General features: G+C 64.0%; 14 protein-coding genes and 1 pseudogene. 4 read left to right on the top strand and 11 right to left on the bottom strand.

Translation table 11 applies throughout. The annotated features are described in order from the left end of the window. Window positions 1–229 precede the first annotated feature (229 nt). Window positions 230–1,207 (bottom strand): ABC transporter substrate-binding protein, encoded by a 978-nt coding sequence (locus tag CUJ91_RS06685; RefSeq protein ID WP_107708420.1) that lies wholly within the window; start codon window positions 1,205–1,207, stop codon window positions 230–232. 179 nt (window positions 1,208–1,386) lie between these two features. Between CUJ91_RS06685 and CUJ91_RS06680 the strand changes: the two genes are divergently transcribed. Next, window positions 1,387–2,352: a LysR family transcriptional regulator gene (locus tag CUJ91_RS06680; RefSeq protein WP_107708422.1), complete on the top strand. Its 966-nt coding sequence runs from the start codon at window positions 1,387–1,389 to the stop codon at window positions 2,350–2,352. Here the strand turns inward: CUJ91_RS06680 and CUJ91_RS06675 are convergent. The 4 genes from CUJ91_RS06675 to CUJ91_RS06660 all read right to left on the bottom strand — a co-directional run bounded on the left by CUJ91_RS06675 (window position 2,340) and on the right by CUJ91_RS06660 (window position 6,676). Continuing rightward, entirely contained in the window at window positions 2,340–3,941 is a 1,602-nt protein-coding gene (locus CUJ91_RS06675; RefSeq protein ID WP_107708424.1) for a rhodanese-related sulfurtransferase, read from the bottom strand. The two genes, CUJ91_RS06680 and CUJ91_RS06675, sit on opposite strands and share 13 nt — an antisense overlap. Then, window positions 3,938–4,546, bottom strand: a complete 609-nt coding sequence (locus CUJ91_RS06670; RefSeq protein ID WP_107708522.1) for a cysteine dioxygenase family protein — start codon at window positions 4,544–4,546, stop codon at window positions 3,938–3,940. Before CUJ91_RS06670 ends, CUJ91_RS06675 begins: the two co-directional genes overlap by 4 nt. Before the next feature lie 193 nt (window positions 4,547–4,739). After that, complete coding sequence (locus CUJ91_RS06665; protein ID WP_244230978.1) at window positions 4,740–5,588, bottom strand: class II aldolase/adducin family protein; 849 nt, start codon at window positions 5,586–5,588, stop codon at window positions 4,740–4,742. A gap of 11 nt (window positions 5,589–5,599) precedes the next feature. After that, a complete protein-coding gene (locus CUJ91_RS06660) occupies window positions 5,600–6,676 on the bottom strand; it encodes an LLM class flavin-dependent oxidoreductase (protein WP_107708426.1) in 1,077 nt (358 codons plus the stop codon). A 316-nt stretch (window positions 6,677–6,992) separates the two neighbouring features. Between CUJ91_RS06660 and CUJ91_RS06655 the strand changes: the two genes are divergently transcribed. After that, window positions 6,993–7,988, top strand: coding sequence for an LLM class flavin-dependent oxidoreductase (locus tag CUJ91_RS06655; RefSeq protein WP_006051107.1), 996 nt, complete (start codon window positions 6,993–6,995; stop codon window positions 7,986–7,988). A 64-nt stretch (window positions 7,989–8,052) separates the two neighbouring features. Here CUJ91_RS06655 and CUJ91_RS06650 read toward each other — a convergent pair whose 3' ends face one another. From CUJ91_RS06650 to CUJ91_RS06625, 6 genes are all read right to left on the bottom strand, one after another. Then, window positions 8,053–8,823 (bottom strand): alpha/beta hydrolase, encoded by a 771-nt coding sequence (locus CUJ91_RS06650; RefSeq protein WP_107708428.1) that lies wholly within the window; start codon window positions 8,821–8,823, stop codon window positions 8,053–8,055. Between the two features lie 165 nt (window positions 8,824–8,988). Next, window positions 8,989–10,392: an NAD-dependent succinate-semialdehyde dehydrogenase gene (locus CUJ91_RS06645; protein ID WP_107708430.1), complete on the bottom strand. Its 1,404-nt coding sequence runs from the start codon at window positions 10,390–10,392 to the stop codon at window positions 8,989–8,991. A gap of 97 nt (window positions 10,393–10,489) precedes the next feature. After that, window positions 10,490–11,296, bottom strand: coding sequence for a helix-turn-helix transcriptional regulator (locus tag CUJ91_RS06640; RefSeq protein WP_029969150.1), 807 nt, complete (start codon window positions 11,294–11,296; stop codon window positions 10,490–10,492). A gap of 387 nt (window positions 11,297–11,683) precedes the next feature. After that, window positions 11,684–12,841, bottom strand: a complete 1,158-nt coding sequence (locus tag CUJ91_RS06635) for an alkene reductase (protein WP_107708432.1) — start codon at window positions 12,839–12,841, stop codon at window positions 11,684–11,686. A gap of 162 nt (window positions 12,842–13,003) precedes the next feature. Continuing rightward, on the bottom strand, window positions 13,004–13,693 hold the full coding sequence (locus CUJ91_RS06630) for a type 1 glutamine amidotransferase domain-containing protein (RefSeq protein ID WP_107708526.1): 690 nt from the start codon (window positions 13,691–13,693) through the stop codon (window positions 13,004–13,006). Between the two features lie 162 nt (window positions 13,694–13,855). After that, window positions 13,856–14,161, bottom strand: a complete 306-nt coding sequence (locus CUJ91_RS06625; RefSeq protein ID WP_107708434.1) for a DUF4148 domain-containing protein — start codon at window positions 14,159–14,161, stop codon at window positions 13,856–13,858. 175 nt (window positions 14,162–14,336) lie between these two features. On the opposite strand from CUJ91_RS06625, the pseudogene CUJ91_RS06620 reads away from it, so the two are divergent. Further along, a pseudogene (locus tag CUJ91_RS06620) lies at window positions 14,337–14,480 on the top strand (5'/3'-nucleotidase SurE); the annotation flags it as partial. Window positions 14,481–14,894: 414 nt separating this feature from the next. Continuing rightward, entirely contained in the window at window positions 14,895–16,343 is a 1,449-nt protein-coding gene (locus tag CUJ91_RS06615) for a sialidase family protein (RefSeq protein ID WP_006051115.1), read from the top strand. Window positions 16,344–16,404: the final 61 nt, after the last annotated feature.

Here is a 16,404-nt window from a genome sequence, read left to right as displayed (position 1 = left end):
AAGGACGACGCGCAGCGGTCCGTTCCGGCGCGGCGATGAACGGCCTTGGCCGTACACCTTGCGCCATCGCCGGAAGTGGCGAACCGCTGCTTGACTGGCCGCCCTGGTCCCCTCAATAAGCCTTCCAAGTGACGTTAATCTAACGGGATTGGAAGCGCTAGACGAGAGCGCGTTTACACCGAATTTGCAGAGGATTTCGCGGCGCTGTCAGTGGCACCGCGGGACGCGGTCAGGGCAACGGGAAACTGCGGTCGAAACTTGCACGCACATCCAGATGCGCGCGAATCACGTTGGCCGCTTCGTAGGTGTCCGCGGTGCGCTGCTGCGCGGCCACGACCGTATCGTCGATTGCGACCGGATGCACCTGGCCGCGCTGATAGACCGTCTTCAACACATCGGTGGGCAAGCCCGTGACGCGCGATTGCATCGCCGCGACTTCGTCGGGATGCGTGAGCGCCCAGCGCTGGCCGATCGCCACGCGCCGCAGGAAGTCCGCCAATTGCGCGCGTTTGCCGGCAATCGCGGCCTCGGTCGCGACCTGATAGCTGAGCCCTTCCGACAAACCCACGCCGTTCGCGATGATGCGGTCGTGATCGCGCGACTCGCCGAGCGCCGTGTACGGGTCCCACACCGACCACGCGTCGACGCTGCCGGACGCGAGCGCGGCCTTGGCGTCGGCGGGCGCGAGGAACACGAACGCGACGTCGCTTGCGGACAGGTTGGCCTTTTTCAGCGCGGCGAGCGCGAGATAGTGGCCGATGGAGCCGCGCGTCGTCGCGAGACGCTTGCCCTTCAGACCCGCGACGTCCGTGAGCGGCGAATGCGGACCGACGACGATCGCCAGATCGAGCGGATTCGAGCGCGTCGCGGCGACCGCCCTCACCCGCGCGCCCGCTGCGAGCGCGAAAACGAGCGGCGCGTCGCCGAGGCCGCCGACGTCCACCGCGCCCGCGTTCAATGCTTCGCCAAGCGGCTGCGCTGCCGGAAAATTGAACCATTCGATCTTGTACGGCAGGTCTTTCAGTTGGCCGGACGCTTCGAGAATGCCGCGCGTCTGCAACGACTGATCGCCGACCTTGAGCACGGGTAAGTCGGCCGCGGCGGCGGGCATCGCGCAGAACACCAACATCGCGGGAATGGCCACGATAATTGCGGCAAGCGGTTTGACAAGTGCCCGAGGCACGACGGAGAAAATCGCAAAAGACATGATGAGGATGACGTTCCAGGAAGGTGTCGAGCAATAGATTCGACGACGATAAGCGAGCGTCTTGTATAAGACAAACGCATTATCGTGCTAAGCAAATATGCGAATTTTTGTTGCTTGCAAAGTATGCGGGAACAGCGATGCAGGTATCATCGGGCGCACGAACCACCTCATCGCTCATCATGAAGATCGACGAAATCGACGCCTACGTCACCGTTATTCGCTGTCAGTCGCTGCAGCAGGCGGCGCTCTCGCTCGGGCTCACGCAACCGGCCATCACGCGCCGTCTGCAGAATTTCGAGGAAGCGCTCGGCGTCGAATTGCTCGACCGCAACACGCGTCCGCTGAAGGCGACCGCGACCGGCCGGATCGTCTACGAGCAATGCCGCGCGATTCAGCGCGAACTCGACGTGCTGCGCGAAATGGTCGCGACCGACACGCCGCCCACCGGCACGCTGCGCGTGGGCGTCGCGCAGACCATCGCCGACGTCGCGCTCGGCGACGCGCTGCGGGCGGTGAAAGACGCCTACCCCGATTTGCAGGCGCGCGCGTCGACCGGCTGGGGCGGCCAGTTGCTCGAACGGCTGCAAGACGGCGAACTGGATGTCGCCGCGATCCTGCTCCCGGCCAACAAAACCTTCGACGACACGCTGTCGGCGCGCTCGCTCGGCCGCATCAAACTCGCAGTGGTCGCGCGCAAGGGTTTGCTCACGAAACGCGCGCATACGCTCGCGCAGTGTCAGTCGATTGGCTGGGTGTTGAATCCGGACGGCTGCGGCTTCCGCGACGGTCTGCAACGCGCGCTGACGGGTCTCGGTCTCGCGCTCAAGCTGAATCTGGAAACGCTCGGCACGGAGTTGCAGTTGCAACTCGTGGCGGACGGTCATGGTCTTGGGCTCGTGCCGCTGCCGCTCTTCAATGCGAGCGCCTATGCCGACAGGCTCGACGTGGTGTCGGTCAGCGACTTCAAGCCGCTCATCGACATCTGGCTCGTGCAGCCGCGCGCGCTCGGCAAATTGCAGCAGCCGGTGGAGCGGTTCGGCGCGGCGATCGCGCGGCAATTCAAGGACACGCGCGCAGCCGCGGGCGCGCGTCGTCAGTCGCCGTCCCTGTCCCCGCGATCCGCCGAACCCCGTCAGATCACATGAAAACCATGCGTGCCGTCGCGAGCCAGTTGCGCGACGAGCCCGTATTCCCACTCGAGATAGGCATTCATCGCTTCGCGCGCGTTATCGGTGCCCTCATAAGGACGCCGGTAACGGTCGATGCGCGGTGACGCCAGCCGCGTCTCGCCGCTTTCCACCGGCAGGCCCGCTTCGATCCACGCCGCCGTGCCGCCCGTCAGCACCTGCACCGGCTTGCCGGCGAGCGCCGCCACGTCGGGCGCGGCGAAGCGCGCGAGCAGACTGCTGCCGCACGTCAGCACATAGCGGCGCGCGTCCGGCAGCTTGTGCAATGCCGTCTCGAGCTGGCTGCGGATCACGAACCACGCGCCCGGTATGTGGCGCTTCACGTAGTTCGCGCTGCTCGTGAAGTCGAGCACCACCGTGCCCGGCGACTGAAGCAGCGCGGCCAGTTCGGCGGGGGCGATTTCATCGGCGTCGGGCGGCTGCGGGGCCAGGCGCGCCGCGGGCGCCGCGCCCTTTTCCGCGAAGTCGGCGGCCGTCAAACCGTCGACCACATAGACCTCGATGTTCATCTGCGCGAGCCACGACGCGGTCATGTTCGCGCGCACGCCGTCGCTGTCCGCGAGAATCACGCGTGCGCCGCGCACCGGCGCGAACATTTCGGTTTCCTGCACAAGCTGGCCGCCTGGCGCAGAACGAAAGCCCGGCACGTGGCCCGCTTCGTATTCCTCCGGCGTGCGTACGTCGAAGCGGTACACGGTGCGCACCGCTTCGTCGGCCCAGCGGCGCGCTTCATCGCGTGACGTGCGGCCCACTTTCGCACGGTCGGCGACGGCGCGCGCGCCATCGGCTGCGATGAGACGCAACGCGTCGTCGACGACGGGACCTGGCCGCCGCGAACTGCCGTGCGCGAGCGGCTGCCCCGCGAGCGTCCAGCCGATGGTGCCGTTGCGCAGCGCGGCAACCGGGTTCGGCAAACCCGCGTTGATCAGCGACTGCGCGCCGATGATGCTGCGCGTGCGCCCCGCGCAATTGACGATGATCCGCGTGGCCGGGTCCGGCGCCAGTTCGCGCGCGCGCAGCACGAGTTCCGCCCCCGGCACGCTGATGCTGCCGGGAATGTTCATGGTCTGGTATTCATCGAAACGGCGCGCGTCGAGCACGACCATGTTCTCTTCGCGGTCGAGCAGCGCCTGCACCTGCTGTGCCGGGAGCGACGGCGTGTGGCGCACGCTTTCGACCAGTTCGCCGAACGCCTTGCTCGGCACGTTGACGTCCTGGAACAACTCGCCGCCGGCTTTGCGCCAGCCTTGCAGGCCGCCTTCGAGCAGCGCGACGTCGCTATAGCCGAGGCTTTCGAAACGTTCAGCGGCGCGCGCGGCGAGCCCTTCGCCGTCGTCGAGCACGACGATCGGCACGTCGCGGCGCGGCAAGCGCACCGGTGCATCGAGTTCGAGCCGCGACAGCGGCAGATTCGCGGCAAAGAGCGGATGACTGCGCGCGTGCGGATCTTCCTCGCGCACATCGACGAGCGCGATTTCCTCGCGTTCGAGCAGTGCGCGGCGCACGTCTGCATAAGATCGGGTACGAAAATCTTTCACGAAAGTCATGGGATCGGAGACTCCTTCGACACATTCCAGATGTTCGGCAACACGTCGTTCGAGTAGCCGGACACAAACTTTTTTCGACGGGCGCCGCCCGGGTACACCGAGCGGTTCACTGCGCCGATATTTCCACCGTACACGTGAATGCTGATCGACGTACGGTCACTAAATGCGTTGCTCACGCGATGAATATCGCCGATGCGTGGCGACACGGCATCCACGGCGCCCGCGCCAAGGCGCTCGGGGGCGCCCTCGGCGACGACTTCGCCGTGCGCCGCGACACGGTAACGCTGCGCAATTTCCGCGCCACGCAGCACGCCGATCAAGCCCCAAACCGTGTGGTCGTGAACCGGCGTCGCCTGCCCCGGCCCCCACACGAAACTGACGACCGAAAAGCGCTGCCGCGAGTCCGCGTGCAACAGGTACTGCTGATAGCGCTCGGGATCGGGCCGCGCGAATGCGTCGGGCAGCCAGTCGTCGTGAGCGATCAGTTCACGCAGCGCGGTCGCGCCGGCGTCGAGCAGCGCCGCTTCGGGCGTGTCGCCGTCGACGAGCGCCGCGATCTGGCCGACGAACGTGCGCAGCCGGTCCGGCCGCAGGGTCTGGGTCATCGCTAACATTGAAGGATAGGTCCGAAGATTGATGCGCGCGAGTTCTCTTCGTCTTTTACGCACATCGAGAGAGCATCGCGCGGCAGCGGCGGCCCAAAGCGGTGCAACATCGACCGCGAACGGCTGCCGCCTGCACGACGTGGCGCGCAGCGTCTCGCGAAGAAACGCTGCGCGTGGCATGCGTACGCGCGCTTCAATTCAGCACGTCGGGCTCCGCTTCGACGAGCCCTTCCAGCAGGCTCTGAAACGCGAACAATGCGCCATTCGCGCGGCCCACCTGCTCGTGCGTGAGCTTGGCAACGTCGTGCGGGATACGTTGCGGCGTGCCGGCCGCTTCGGCGAGCAGTTGTGCATGACACGCGTTATCGAGCGCGATGTACCACCACGCGGCCGCCTCGACGCTCGGACCTGCCGTGAGAATGCCGTGGTTCTTGAGGATCACCGCCTTGTGCGTGCCGAGCGACGCCGCGATGCGCGAGCCTTCGCCGGTATCGAGCACGACGCCGCGAAAATCGTCGAACAGCGCGTGGTCCTCGTAGAACGCGCACGAATCCTGCGTCAGCGGATCGAGCGTGCGGCCCAGCGTGGACCACGCCTTGCCGTACAGCGAATGCGTGTGCGCCGCCGCGATGACATCGGGACGCGCCTCGTGAATCGCCGCATGAATCGCAAACGCCGCCTGATTCACGGGCCCGTCGCCCACCACGATCTCGCCTTGCGCATTCACGAGCAGCAGATCCGACACGCGGATGCGGCTGAAATGCTTGCCGAACGGATTGACCCAGAAGTGATCGGTCCATTCCGGATCGCGTGCGGTAATGTGACCGGCGAGCCCCTGATCGAAGCCGTAGCGCGCAAAGAGACGAAACGCGACGGCAAGCCGCTCCTGGCGATAACGGCGCTCGGCGGCGAGATCCGTGCGCGGCGGCACGTCGTCGAACCAGAATTTGCGCAGCGGCGCGTGGCGTTGCAGGGTCGAGAGCGTGCTGGCCGGCGAACGTGCTTCGTCAGCCCGTGGATGCGCGTGAGAAAGGTCGGTCATCGCGGCTCCGTTCACGCGGCCAGCGCAACGCGCGCCACGCGTTCGCGTGTTGCGGGAATCAGTTCGCGGCCATAGTCGATGGCGTCTTCGAGCGGATCGAAGCCGCGCACGAGGAAGGTCGTGACGCCGAGCGCGTAGTACTCGGCGAGCGTGTCGGCGACCTGTTGCGGCGTGCCGACGAGCGCCGTCGAATTCGAACGTCCGCCGATTTCCTTCGCGATGCCGGTCCACAAGCGCTCGTCGGCGCGATCCGATTCGCCCGATGCCGCGAGCAAGCGCCGCGCGCCTTCGCTTTGCGCGGGGCCGCCCACGCCGAGTCCTTGCAGCGCGCGCAGCCGCTTCGTCTCGGCGAGGATGCGCTCGGCGCGCTCCCATGCCGCGCTTTCTGTCGCGGCGAGGATCGGCCTGAACGACACGGAAAAGCGCACGGTGCGCCCGTGCTTCGCGGCCTCGGCACGCACGCGCGTCACCTGCTCGCGCACTTGCGCCTTCGACTCGCCCCATAGCGCGTAGACATCCGCATGACGTCCAGCGATTTCGAGTGCGGGCACCGACGCGCCGCCGAAATACACCGGTATATGCGGCTGCTGAACCGGCTTCACTTCCGAGAAGCCTTGTTCGAAACGATAGTACTGGCCGTGGTGATCGAACGGCTTCGCTTCTGTCCAGAGACGGCGCAGGATCTGCAGATACTCGTCCGTGCGCGCGTAGCGTTCGTCGTGCGAGAGGAAGTCGCCGTCGCGGCGTTGCTCCGCGTCGTCGCCGCCCGAGATGATGTGCACCGCGAGACGGCCGCGCGAATAATGATCGAGCGTCGCCAGTTGCCGCGCGGCGAGCGTCGGCGCCACGAAGCCCGGACGATGCGCGAGCATGAAGTGCACGTTGCTCGTCACGCTCGCGGCGTGCGCGACGGTGAGCAATGCATCGGGGCTCGTCGAATGATGCGGCACGAGAATGCGGTCGAAGCCCGCCGCTTCATGCGCGCGCGCGAACTGTTCGAGATAGCCGACATCGATAACCGGCCCTTGCGGCGCGTGCGTTTCCGATACCTTGCGAGTCTGGATCATGCCGATGAATTCGATGGACACGCGAGTGCCTCCATGAATGATTGCTGCCCGGCGAGGCCGCGGCGTTGCGGGCCGAATGCAATGGCAGTGCATTGTTCGAGGCGTTCACGGTAGCAGGCCGTCATGCGCTTGTTAAATATTGATCGGCCATATCTATATCGAACTTGCATGTAACGGCAGAGGTGCCGGGGAAAGCGTTGCGGCGGTTCAGTGCCCATGATGCCGCCGACAAACCCTTTCGCAAACGTGGACATGCGGGCGTCGCCAGCAGAAAGCCGGAAGCTTTGCGAGAATGCCCCATCGCGTGAAAGCGCCAGAAACAGCAAGCCAACAGACAATGATCCCTTTTTCGGTCCTCGACCTTTCGCCGGTCATCGCGGGCGCCACGCCAGCGGACGCCTTCAGGAACACGCTCGATCTCGCGCAGCACGCCGAGCGGTGGAACTACCGCCGCTTCTGGCTTGCCGAGCATCACAACATGACCGGCATTGCGAGCGCGGCCACTTCGGTCGTGATCGGCTATGTGGCGGGCGGCACGAAGACGATCCGCGTTGGTTCGGGCGGCGTAATGCTGCCGAATCACGCGCCGCTCGTGATCGCCGAACAGTTCGGCACGCTCGAATCGCTTTATCCCGGCCGCATCGACCTGGGACTCGGACGCGCGCCCGGCACCGACCAAAGCACGGCGCGCGCGCTGCGCCGTGACCTGCAAAACAGCGCGGACTCGTTCCCCGACGACGTCGCCGAATTGCAGCGTTATTTCGCGGACCCGGTCGCCGGCCAGCGCATTCGCGCGGTGCCCGGCGCGGGCTTGCATGTGCCGCTGTGGCTGCTCGGGTCGTCGCTTTTCAGCGCGCAGCTTGCGGCGGCGCTCGGCTTGCCGTTTGCATTCGCGTCGCACTTCGCGCCGGATTACATGCTGACGGCGTTGCAGGTTTATCGCGCGCAATTCCGTCCGTCGGAGACGCTCGACAAGCCGTATGCGATGGTCGGCGTGAATCTGTTCGCAGCCGACACCAATGAAGAAGCGCGGCGGCTTTTCACGTCGCTTCAGCAGCAGTTCATCAATTTGCGGCGTGGCACGCCGGGGCAATTGCAGCCGCCGGTGGACCGGGTTGCGGCTTCGGAAATGGAACTGAATTCGGTCGCGCATTCGCTCGCGTGCACGGCGATCGGCGATCGCGATGCGGTGCGCGAGGGCTTGAAGTCGATCATCGAACAGACCGGCGCCGATGAGTTGATGCTCACCGCGCAGATCTATGATCATGAGGCGCGGTTGCGGTCGTTTGAGATTGGGGCGGAGATTTGGGAGGAAATGGCTGGGGGGAAGTGAGGCTTTCGAGGTGTATGAAGACGGCGGTGCGTCGATGCGCCGCCGTTTTGCTTTGGTCGGTTCCTCAGCGGCTGCCCGTTGCAGTGGCCGCCCGCTCGATCACCCGGGCGACTTCTGCCGGATGCGACAGATAGGCGACATGGCTCGACGGAACCTCCACGACCGTGCTCTTCGCGCGGCTCGCCATCCAACGTTCGAGATCGGGATTCACGGTTCGGTCCTGAGTCGCCACGACGGCCCAGCTCGGCTTCGTTTTCCATGCCGGCTGGCTCACCGGCGCGGTGAACGACTCATGCGCCGGCATGACCTGCGAACTCGCCATGAATGCGGCCTCCGCGGCGGGTACGTCGGCAGCGAAGTCGGCTCTGAAGTGCTCTGCGTCGAAGTAGAGGTGGCCATCGTCGGTTGCCTTGATGGCTTTTGTCGCGGCCGGCATTTTCGTCGTCAGGTCCTTGAGGCTTTCGCCCGCATCCGGTTCGAACGCGGCGATGTAGACGAGGCCCGCCACGCGCGCATTGTTGCCCGCCTCGGTAATCACCGCTCCGCCATAACTATGGCCGACGAGGATTGTCGGGCCGTCCTGCGCATCGACGATACGCGTAGTCGCCGCGACGTCTTCCTTGAACGAGGTCTCCGGCTCCTGAACCACCGAGACGTTATAGCCGTCCCGCGTGAGGATCTTCGACACGGCTTGCCAGCCTGAGCCGTCGGCGAAATAGCCGTGAACCAGGACGATGTTCTTGACAGGTGCGGCTTCGGCGAACTGCGTGGCGAATGCGCCGGCGCCAATGGTCAAGGCTGCGGCCAAACGGCGAATCTTGTTGATGGTTTTCATTTTCGACTCCAGAAGCTAACGATGATTGGACAATTGGTTGCAATGGTTCAGCTTGCAGGCTGCCGCCGATGACCCGTTAGCGTACGGGTCATGCGAAAGCCTGCGCGAATGTTTTGGATGCCTTAACGATACGCGAGGTGATCGGGCGAACCGGGGAACGTCGGATCAATCGACGGTCTTGGCCCACACCGCCTGAGCGTTGGTGAACTCGCGCAGACCGAAGTGCGACAGTTCACGGCCGTATCCGCTCTTCTTGACCCCGCCCACCGGAATGCGCGGATTCGAAGCGGAGAAGCCGTTGATAAAGACGCCGCCCGTTTCCAGCCGGCGCGCGATTCGCTGCGCACGGGCGACGTCGCGCGTCCACAGGCTGCCGCCGAGACCGTAGTCGCTCGTGTTGGCAAGTTCGATAGCGTGCTCGGCGTCGTCGGCAACGGTGATTGCGGCGACCGGGCCAAAGGTTTCTTCGTCGAAAGCAGCCATGCCGGGGGCGACATCCGCGAGCACGGTCGGCGCGTAGTAATTCCCGGCGCCTTCCACCTTGCTGCCTCCGAGCAGCAGCGTCGCGCCTGCTTCGATGGTGCGTTGCACCTGCCCGTGCAGCTCGTCGCGCAAGTCGGCGCGCGCCATCGGCCCGATGGTGCTTGCCGGATCGTGCGGATCGCCCGCCACGACCTGACGCGCGGCGGCCACGAACTTGCGCGTGAACTCTTCTGCAACGGGTCGCTCGACAATGAACCGCTTGGCTGCGAGACAAACCTGGCCGGCGTTCTGAAAGCGGGCCTCGATGGCCGCTTTCACGGCCAGATCGATGTTCGCATCGGCCAAGACGATGAAGGCGTCGGCGCCGCCGAGTTCCAGCAGCGTCTTCTTTAGCGCCCGGCCCGCCGTGGATGCGACGGCGGACCCGGCCCGCATGCTGCCGGTCAGCGTGACGGCGGCAACGCGCGGATCTTCGATCACGTGGGCCACGGTTTCGTTATCGGCATTCAGGTTGGCGAAGAGTCCGACCGGGAAGCCGGCGGCTTCATAAGCATCCTGCAACGCGTACGCCGAGCCCATCACATTGGCGGCATGCTTGAGGATGAAGCCGTTGCCCGAGAGCATGATCGGACCCGATGCGCGAATCACCTGCCACAACGGAAAATTCCATGGCATCACGGCGAGAATGGAGCCAATCGGCAGATAGGAGACATGCACCTGATCGTCGCCTTCGACAGGCGCCGGTTCGTCGGCGAGGAAAGCGGGACCATGCTCGGCGATCCAGTCGATCGCGCTGGCGCATTTTGCGACTTCGGCTCGTGCGGCGGCGAGCGTCTTGCCCATCTCCTGAGTAATCAGCGCGGCCAACGCTTCCGAGCGCTCGCGCAACGTCGCGGCCAGGCGGCGGTAAGTTTCCACGCGCACAGCCATGGGCGTCGCGCGCCACAGCCGGTAGGCCGCGGCGTTGTCCTCCAGCATGCGCTCGACTTCGTCGGCGGTCTGAAACGGATAGTGCGCGATGAACTCGCCGGTTGCGGGATTGCGCGACGTTGCGCCGATGGCGGTGGGAAGGTTCAGGTTCGACATGTTTGCCTCGATTGAGTGAAGTGACGAGCAGTGGAAAGTCGCTGCAGTGGTGTCACTTTATGCAAACCGGGGCGGGTCAAGAAGGCGTCTTGTGATCCTATGAGTCGGACTCACTGGCAGAGTGCCGGGGAATGTAAGTCACGAGCGACAGGTCCGGTCTGCCGGTGGGCGTCAACGCAACGTAAGTGAATTCGATGTGGCCGCCGGCTGGATGACGAAGCCGTTTGTCGCCTTCATCGAAACCTTTGACCTCGGTGTCCTGCCACCAGTCGCTGAACTCGGGGCTCAGTTCCGTGAGCTCGTCGATGAGGCTATCGAACGGCGCCTTGTCCGGCGCCTGCGCGCGCGCGGCGCGGAACGCGGAGATCATGCCGCGCGTCATCTGCTCCCAGTCGAGAATCAGCGTGCGATAAGGCTTGTAGAGAAACAGCAGACGCAACGTATTGCGCTCGTGCGGCTCCAGCGATCCATAGTCGACGAACAGGTCGGCAATGGCATCGTTCCACGCCAGAATGTCGAGCCGCGTGTTGCGGACATAGGCCGGAACGTTGATCGAGCGAACCAGTCGTTCGAGGCCTTCGGTGACGCCGCTGCCGGTTGCTACCTGCGAAAGCTCGCGCGATGAAAGCGCGAACAGATGCGCCGACTCCACGGTGTCGAGCTTGAGCACGCGCGAGATTCTGCGCAGCGCATCGGCGGACGGTTGAATGTCGCGGCCCTGTTCGAGCCAGGTGTACCAGCTAACGCTGACGCCCGCGAGTACGGCGACCTCTTCGCGGCGCAGGCCGGGGGTACGGCGGGGGCCGTCGGGCAGGCCGAATTCGGCAGGTTGCAGGCGGCCGCGGCGGCTTGAAAGAAACGCGCCAAGTTCGCGTCGCTGCTCGGCAGAGGGTCTTCTGGACATAGTGTCTCGGTTAACGGCGAATGGGCAGGCGGGCGGACGTGCCGGGCATCGTCGCGAGGCAGCTTACGACCAGCCAACTGACGGCCCGGGCATGCCTTGCTCGACCGGGAATGCGAACACTATCACGGCAAAATGTCCAGGTTGTGCCACGACGACTAGCGGCACTTCATACGAACGCGTCGAAACCGCTCTCGTATGAAGCGCCGCATTTGCGTGATGGCCACGCACAATATCTTGCGCGTGGCCCTGTCGCTGGAAAGTGTGAGTCAACGTTCGCTCAGAACTCCTGGCTCGTGGGACGGCTCGTGGGACGAAGCACGATCTCGTCGATGTCGACGTCGTCGGGCTGCCCGATCGCACAGGCGACGGCCCGCTTCGATCCCTTGCTCATGCGATCACCTCGTCTGCCTGAACGGATAACGATTCCGCGTAGGCCGGATAGTCCGTGAGTCCTTCGTCCCCCCCGCCATACAACGTTGCCGGATTCAGGGCATTGAGCGGCCAGCCGTTCGCGATGCGCTCAGGCAGATCCGGGTTCGCGATGTACGGGCGGCCGAATGCAATCAGGTCCGCAAGGTTCGCTTCGATCAGGCGCGCGCCGCGCTCGGCCGTGTAGCGACCCGCATAGATGATGCGGCCGCTGAACACCCGGCGGACTTCCTCGCGAAACGCCGCCGGCAGATCGGGTGCGTTATCCCAGTCGGCTTCCGCTATTGACACATAGGCCGCACCGGCAGCTTCCAGCACCTTGATTGCCTCGATATACGTGCGATGAGGATCGTCTTCGACGAGCCCGATGTACACGCGATCCTGATCGGTGCTCGTGAACAACGGCGTGAAGCGCACGCCCAGCCGTGCAGGCCCGACCACCGCGGCGACCGCCCCGACGATTTCGCGCAGAAAGCGCAAGCGGTTATGCAGCGAGCCGCCGTACTCGTCCTCACGTTTGTTCGAGTGTGCCGAGATGAACTGATTCACGAGGTAGCCATTGGCCGCGTGAATCTCGACACCGTCGAAGCCCGCACGCAGCGCGTTCTGCGCTGCCTTTGCGTAGTGCCCGACTAACTCGCCGATCTCGGCGACGCTCAACTCGCGTGGCACCGAAGGCTCGACCAGCGTGCCGGTGCCGGGACCGGTCTCGATGAACGCCTTGACCTTCTGTGCCGCGATCGCCGAAGGTGCAACCGGCGCTGCGCCGTAGGGCTGCAACGCGGTATGCGAGACGCGGCCCACATGCCACAACTGCGCGAAGATCACGCCGCCTTCGGCGTGCACCGCGTCGGTCACGCGAGCCCAGCCTTCGACCTGTTCGTCGCTGTAGATGCCGGGCGTCCACGCGTAGCCCTGACCGCGCGGTTCGATCTGCGTTCCCTCGCTGACCATGAAGCCCGCGCCCGCGCGCTGGCCGTAATAGAGCGCGCTCGATGCGGCCGGTATGTCGCCGGGCTGGGCGGCTCTCTGGCGCGTCAGCGGCGGCAGCACGATACGGTTGCGCAAGATGTGCCGCCCGAGCTTGAGCGGCGTGAAGAGTGAAGGATATTCCATGTTCTTTTCGCTCCCGAATGGACCCAGGTCGCACGTTGCGACGGGCTCGATCGAGCCGGCTGCGCGCGATCATGGCGATCCTGCGCGATCAGCTAACTGGCTCTCTGGTGAAAACGCCGCGCGCTTGCCCGAAGGCAACGCGCGTCGGCAGACAGGCGGCTTTTATTGCGCGGCGAGCGCCGGGTGCTGCATCAGAACGGCGGCAGCGGAGGACGACGAAGCCGGGTTTTGTCCGGTAATGAGCAGGCCGTCGGTGACTACATACGGAGCCCAGTCGACGGTCTTCGAATAAATGCCGCCCTTGGCCTTCAGTTCGTCTTCAACGAGGAACGGCACGATCTCGGTGAGGCCCACCGCGGCTTCTTCCGAATTCGTGAAGCCCGTCACCTTCTTGCCTTCGACCAGCGGCTTGCCGTCCGCCGTGGTGACGTGGCGCAGTACGCCCGGTGCATGACACACGAGTGCAACGGGTTTGCCGGCGGCGATGAACGACTGGATCAGCGCGATCGAATGCGAGTCTTCGGCCAGGTCCCACAACGGGCCGTGGCCGCCGGGATAGAACACCGTGTCGAAGTCCGCCTGCGAGACGCTGTCGAGGCGCACGGTTGCCGCGAGTTGCGCTTTGGCCGCCGCGTCGTTTTCAAAGCGGTGTGTCTGGTCGGTCTGATTGGCCGGCTCGTTGCTTTTCGGATCGAGCGGCGGCTGGCCGCCCTGCGGCGAGGCCAGCACGATCTCGGCGCCCGCGTCCTTGAACGTGTAGTAAGGCGCCGCGAGTTCTTCCAGCCAGAAGCCGGTCTTGCGGCCGGTGTTGCCCAATTGATCGTGCGAGGTCAAAACCATCAGTACTTTCATGTCGTTCTCCAATGCGTGATAGGTGAGTTGCGAATTTGAGTTGCGAATTGCCGGCAACGCTGTCATGACGACACGGCTATGTAGTCAGTGCTTCGCCTCTGCAATCGGTTAGGGCGCAGCAAGGTCCGTTCATTTCGTCGTGACATCGTTCGCAGCGTTGAATCAACGGCCGGAATACAGAGAGCGGACGCCGTTGGTCGCCGGTGCGCCACTGGCGGAGGAACCGCTGTTTGCACCGCCGAAGCCGCTCGCGGACTTTTCCTCCGCAGCCACACGTGCGGTGGCGGCCTCGATTTGAGCCGGATAGAACGCTTGATCGCCTTGGCCAGCACGGTATCCAGCCTTCTGGAGTTGCGCCAGTTCATGGCGAACCTGCGCGCGGGTGACCTGATCGTTCGACTGAGCGAACGATGCTGCGGGGATGGCAAGGGCGGCGGCGACTGCAACAGCATTGATGAGCGATTTCATGATTTCTTCCAAAGGTTGTCGTTGAATAAAGTGGCGAAGTAACTGTGCTTGCAGCAGTGGGACAGAAGGAAAGCTGCTGCAGTGGTGTCACTTTAAGCAAACGAAACCGAGGCAAGAAGGCGTCTTGTGATCCTATGAGTGAGGGTCACAGGCAGGAGCATCGTGGAGTTGGAAGGCACACGAAGTCTGGGTCGTCGCACCCGTACACGACCAGAGCGGAACGTCGCATTCCATAAGCCTGCATTCGCCGCTGCGCATTTCGCGTCACGGGCAGCGGCGCTTCGGCGTGCAACGCACGCCCGGCGATTGCATCGTGATGCTCGTGAGCAGGTGCGGACCGAAACGACAAACAAGAATGTGTATCGCTTTCAATCGTTACAAAAAATTCCCGCAACGTCCGTTGCCGCGACCTAAAGTCCAATCCACGCATCTGACAAAAGACGGTCTTCGCAAAGCGTCCGCTCATACCGTGACGACGTTTTCCGATGCGTGAGAAAACCACTTGATCTTGCGTAGTGAAACTGTGACCGACGCGCTGGCGGTGATCAGCGCTCGCGGTCTGTGGCAGTTGAAGCGGTAGTGAGTATGGCGAGCGAATAATGGCGGAAACAAGGCGCGCCGACGATGCCATCGTTAAGACTTCCGGCGAAGGTGCAACGCCACTCCACTTCTTTCGCAACTGCCGGCGCGCTACCGTGGGCTGCTACAGGTCGCAATGGAGAAGGAGCCTTCCATGCGTTGCAACAAGCCCCGTGCATTTCTGAGCAGCGTTCCGCTCGCTCTTGTACTCGCCGCAATCATTCCGACCAGTCGGGCCGCGCCCGTCCTCGTGTCCGGCCCCAGCCTTTTTGCCACTTGCACCATCGGCGGCCCCGGCACGAACTATGTGAATGCCGAAGTCGAGCCGTGGGTCGCCACGAACCCGAAAAATCCGTCGAACCTGATCGGCGTATGGCAGCAGGACCGATGGGACAACGGCGGCGCACACGGCCTGGTTGCCCGCCCATCATTCGATGGCGGTTTGACATGGGCCACGCCGGCTGCACTGCCTTTCACCGCATGCGCGGGCGGGACTGATTACGAGCGCGCGTCCGATCCGTGGGTGTCGATCGGCCCCGATGGAACCGCGTACGCCGTGTCGATCTCCTTCAACCAATCCAACAACAGCAACGCGGTGCTCGCTTCGGTTTCGAAGGACGGCGGCCTGACCTGGGCAAACCCGCGCACCATCATCGCCAACAACGAACCGACCTTGCAATTCTTCAACGACAAGGAATCGGTGACGGCCAATCCGATCAAGGCAGGCGTCGCCTATGCCGTGTGGGACCGGCTCGAATTGCCGAACGGCAATCCGTACGCCAACACGCACACGGCCGCCTTCCGGGGACCATCGATGTTCTCGAAGACATCCGATGGCGGCCTGACATGGAGTCCGCCATCCGTGATCGTGACGGTGCCTTCCCGGCAACAGACGATCGGCAACCAGATCGTCGTCAACTCGCAGAACGGAACGCTCTATGACTTCTTCGACCTTATCTCTCCGCCGTTTTCGAAAGCGGCCGGCAAGGTGGCGTTCATCAAATCGACCGACGACGGCGCAACGTGGACGAAGCCGAAAATCATCTCGGGTTTGCAGACCGTATCGGTGTTCGATCCGAACACCGGCGAAGCGGTGCGTTCGGGAGACATCATTCCCGAGCCCGCGATCGATCCGAAGACAGGGCAACTGTATGTCGTCTGGCAGGATTCCCGCTTCAATGGCGGGCTCTACGATGAGATCGCGCTGTCTACTTCAAAAGACGGCGGCAGCACCTGGAGCGCACCAATCCGCGTTAATACGCCCACGGGACGGCCGGCATTCAATCCGAGCATCAACGTCAATTCGTCGGGGACCGTTGCAGTGACGTACTACGATTTCCGCAATCTGGCGGATGGCAACACCACGACGTTACCGACGGATATCTGGCAGACGACATCGACGGACAAGGGAGCGACGTTCGCCAATGAAACACACGTGGCGGGCGCATTCGATCTCAAGACCGCGCCCGATGCCGAGGGCTTCTTCGTCGGGGATTATCAGGGGTTGGCCGCGATCGGCTCGAGCTTCGTGCCGTTCTTCGTGCAGACGAACTCGGGGAACCTCGGCAATCGCACTGATGTGTTTGCTCAGCCTCAGCCGTAACGGTTTTGCGTGGGAGTGGTTGGCTCGCAGTGCGGACTTCGCGCTGCGAGCCAAGAAGGAC

The sequence above is a fragment of the Paraburkholderia graminis genome (assembly GCF_003330785.1).
Classification (GTDB): domain Bacteria; phylum Pseudomonadota; class Gammaproteobacteria; order Burkholderiales; family Burkholderiaceae; genus Paraburkholderia; species Paraburkholderia graminis.
The sequence above is the reverse complement of the archived record's forward strand: the minus strand, read 5'-3'. Positions and strand labels throughout refer to the sequence as shown.

What these genes read in the sequence shown, in the direction of transcription:
- CUJ91_RS06625 (WP_107708434.1), bottom strand. Translation starts at nt 14,161, where the DNA reads ATGAAATCGCTCATCAATGCTGTTGCAGTCGCCGCCGCCCTTGCCATC.
- CUJ91_RS06670 (WP_107708522.1), bottom strand. Translation starts at nt 4,546, where the DNA reads ATGACCCAGACCCTGCGGCCGGACCGGCTGCGCACGTTCGTCGGCCAG.
- CUJ91_RS06665 (WP_244230978.1), bottom strand. Translation starts at nt 5,588, where the DNA reads ATGACCGACCTTTCTCACGCGCATCCACGGGCTGACGAAGCACGTTCG.
- CUJ91_RS06655 (WP_006051107.1), top strand. Translation starts at nt 6,993, where the DNA reads ATGATCCCTTTTTCGGTCCTCGACCTTTCGCCGGTCATCGCGGGCGCC.
- CUJ91_RS06635 (WP_107708432.1), bottom strand. Translation starts at nt 12,841, where the DNA reads ATGGAATATCCTTCACTCTTCACGCCGCTCAAGCTCGGGCGGCACATC.
- CUJ91_RS06645 (WP_107708430.1), bottom strand. Translation starts at nt 10,392, where the DNA reads ATGTCGAACCTGAACCTTCCCACCGCCATCGGCGCAACGTCGCGCAAT.
- CUJ91_RS06650 (WP_107708428.1), bottom strand. Translation starts at nt 8,823, where the DNA reads ATGAAAACCATCAACAAGATTCGCCGTTTGGCCGCAGCCTTGACCATT.
- CUJ91_RS06685 (WP_107708420.1), bottom strand. Translation starts at nt 1,207, where the DNA reads ATGTCTTTTGCGATTTTCTCCGTCGTGCCTCGGGCACTTGTCAAACCG.
- CUJ91_RS06615 (WP_006051115.1), top strand. Translation starts at nt 14,895, where the DNA reads ATGCGTTGCAACAAGCCCCGTGCATTTCTGAGCAGCGTTCCGCTCGCT.
- CUJ91_RS06675 (WP_107708424.1), bottom strand. Translation starts at nt 3,941, where the DNA reads ATGACTTTCGTGAAAGATTTTCGTACCCGATCTTATGCAGACGTGCGC.
- CUJ91_RS06630 (WP_107708526.1), bottom strand. Translation starts at nt 13,693, where the DNA reads ATGAAAGTACTGATGGTTTTGACCTCGCACGATCAATTGGGCAACACC.
- CUJ91_RS06680 (WP_107708422.1), top strand. Translation starts at nt 1,387, where the DNA reads ATGAAGATCGACGAAATCGACGCCTACGTCACCGTTATTCGCTGTCAG.
- CUJ91_RS06640 (WP_029969150.1), bottom strand. Translation starts at nt 11,296, where the DNA reads ATGTCCAGAAGACCCTCTGCCGAGCAGCGACGCGAACTTGGCGCGTTT.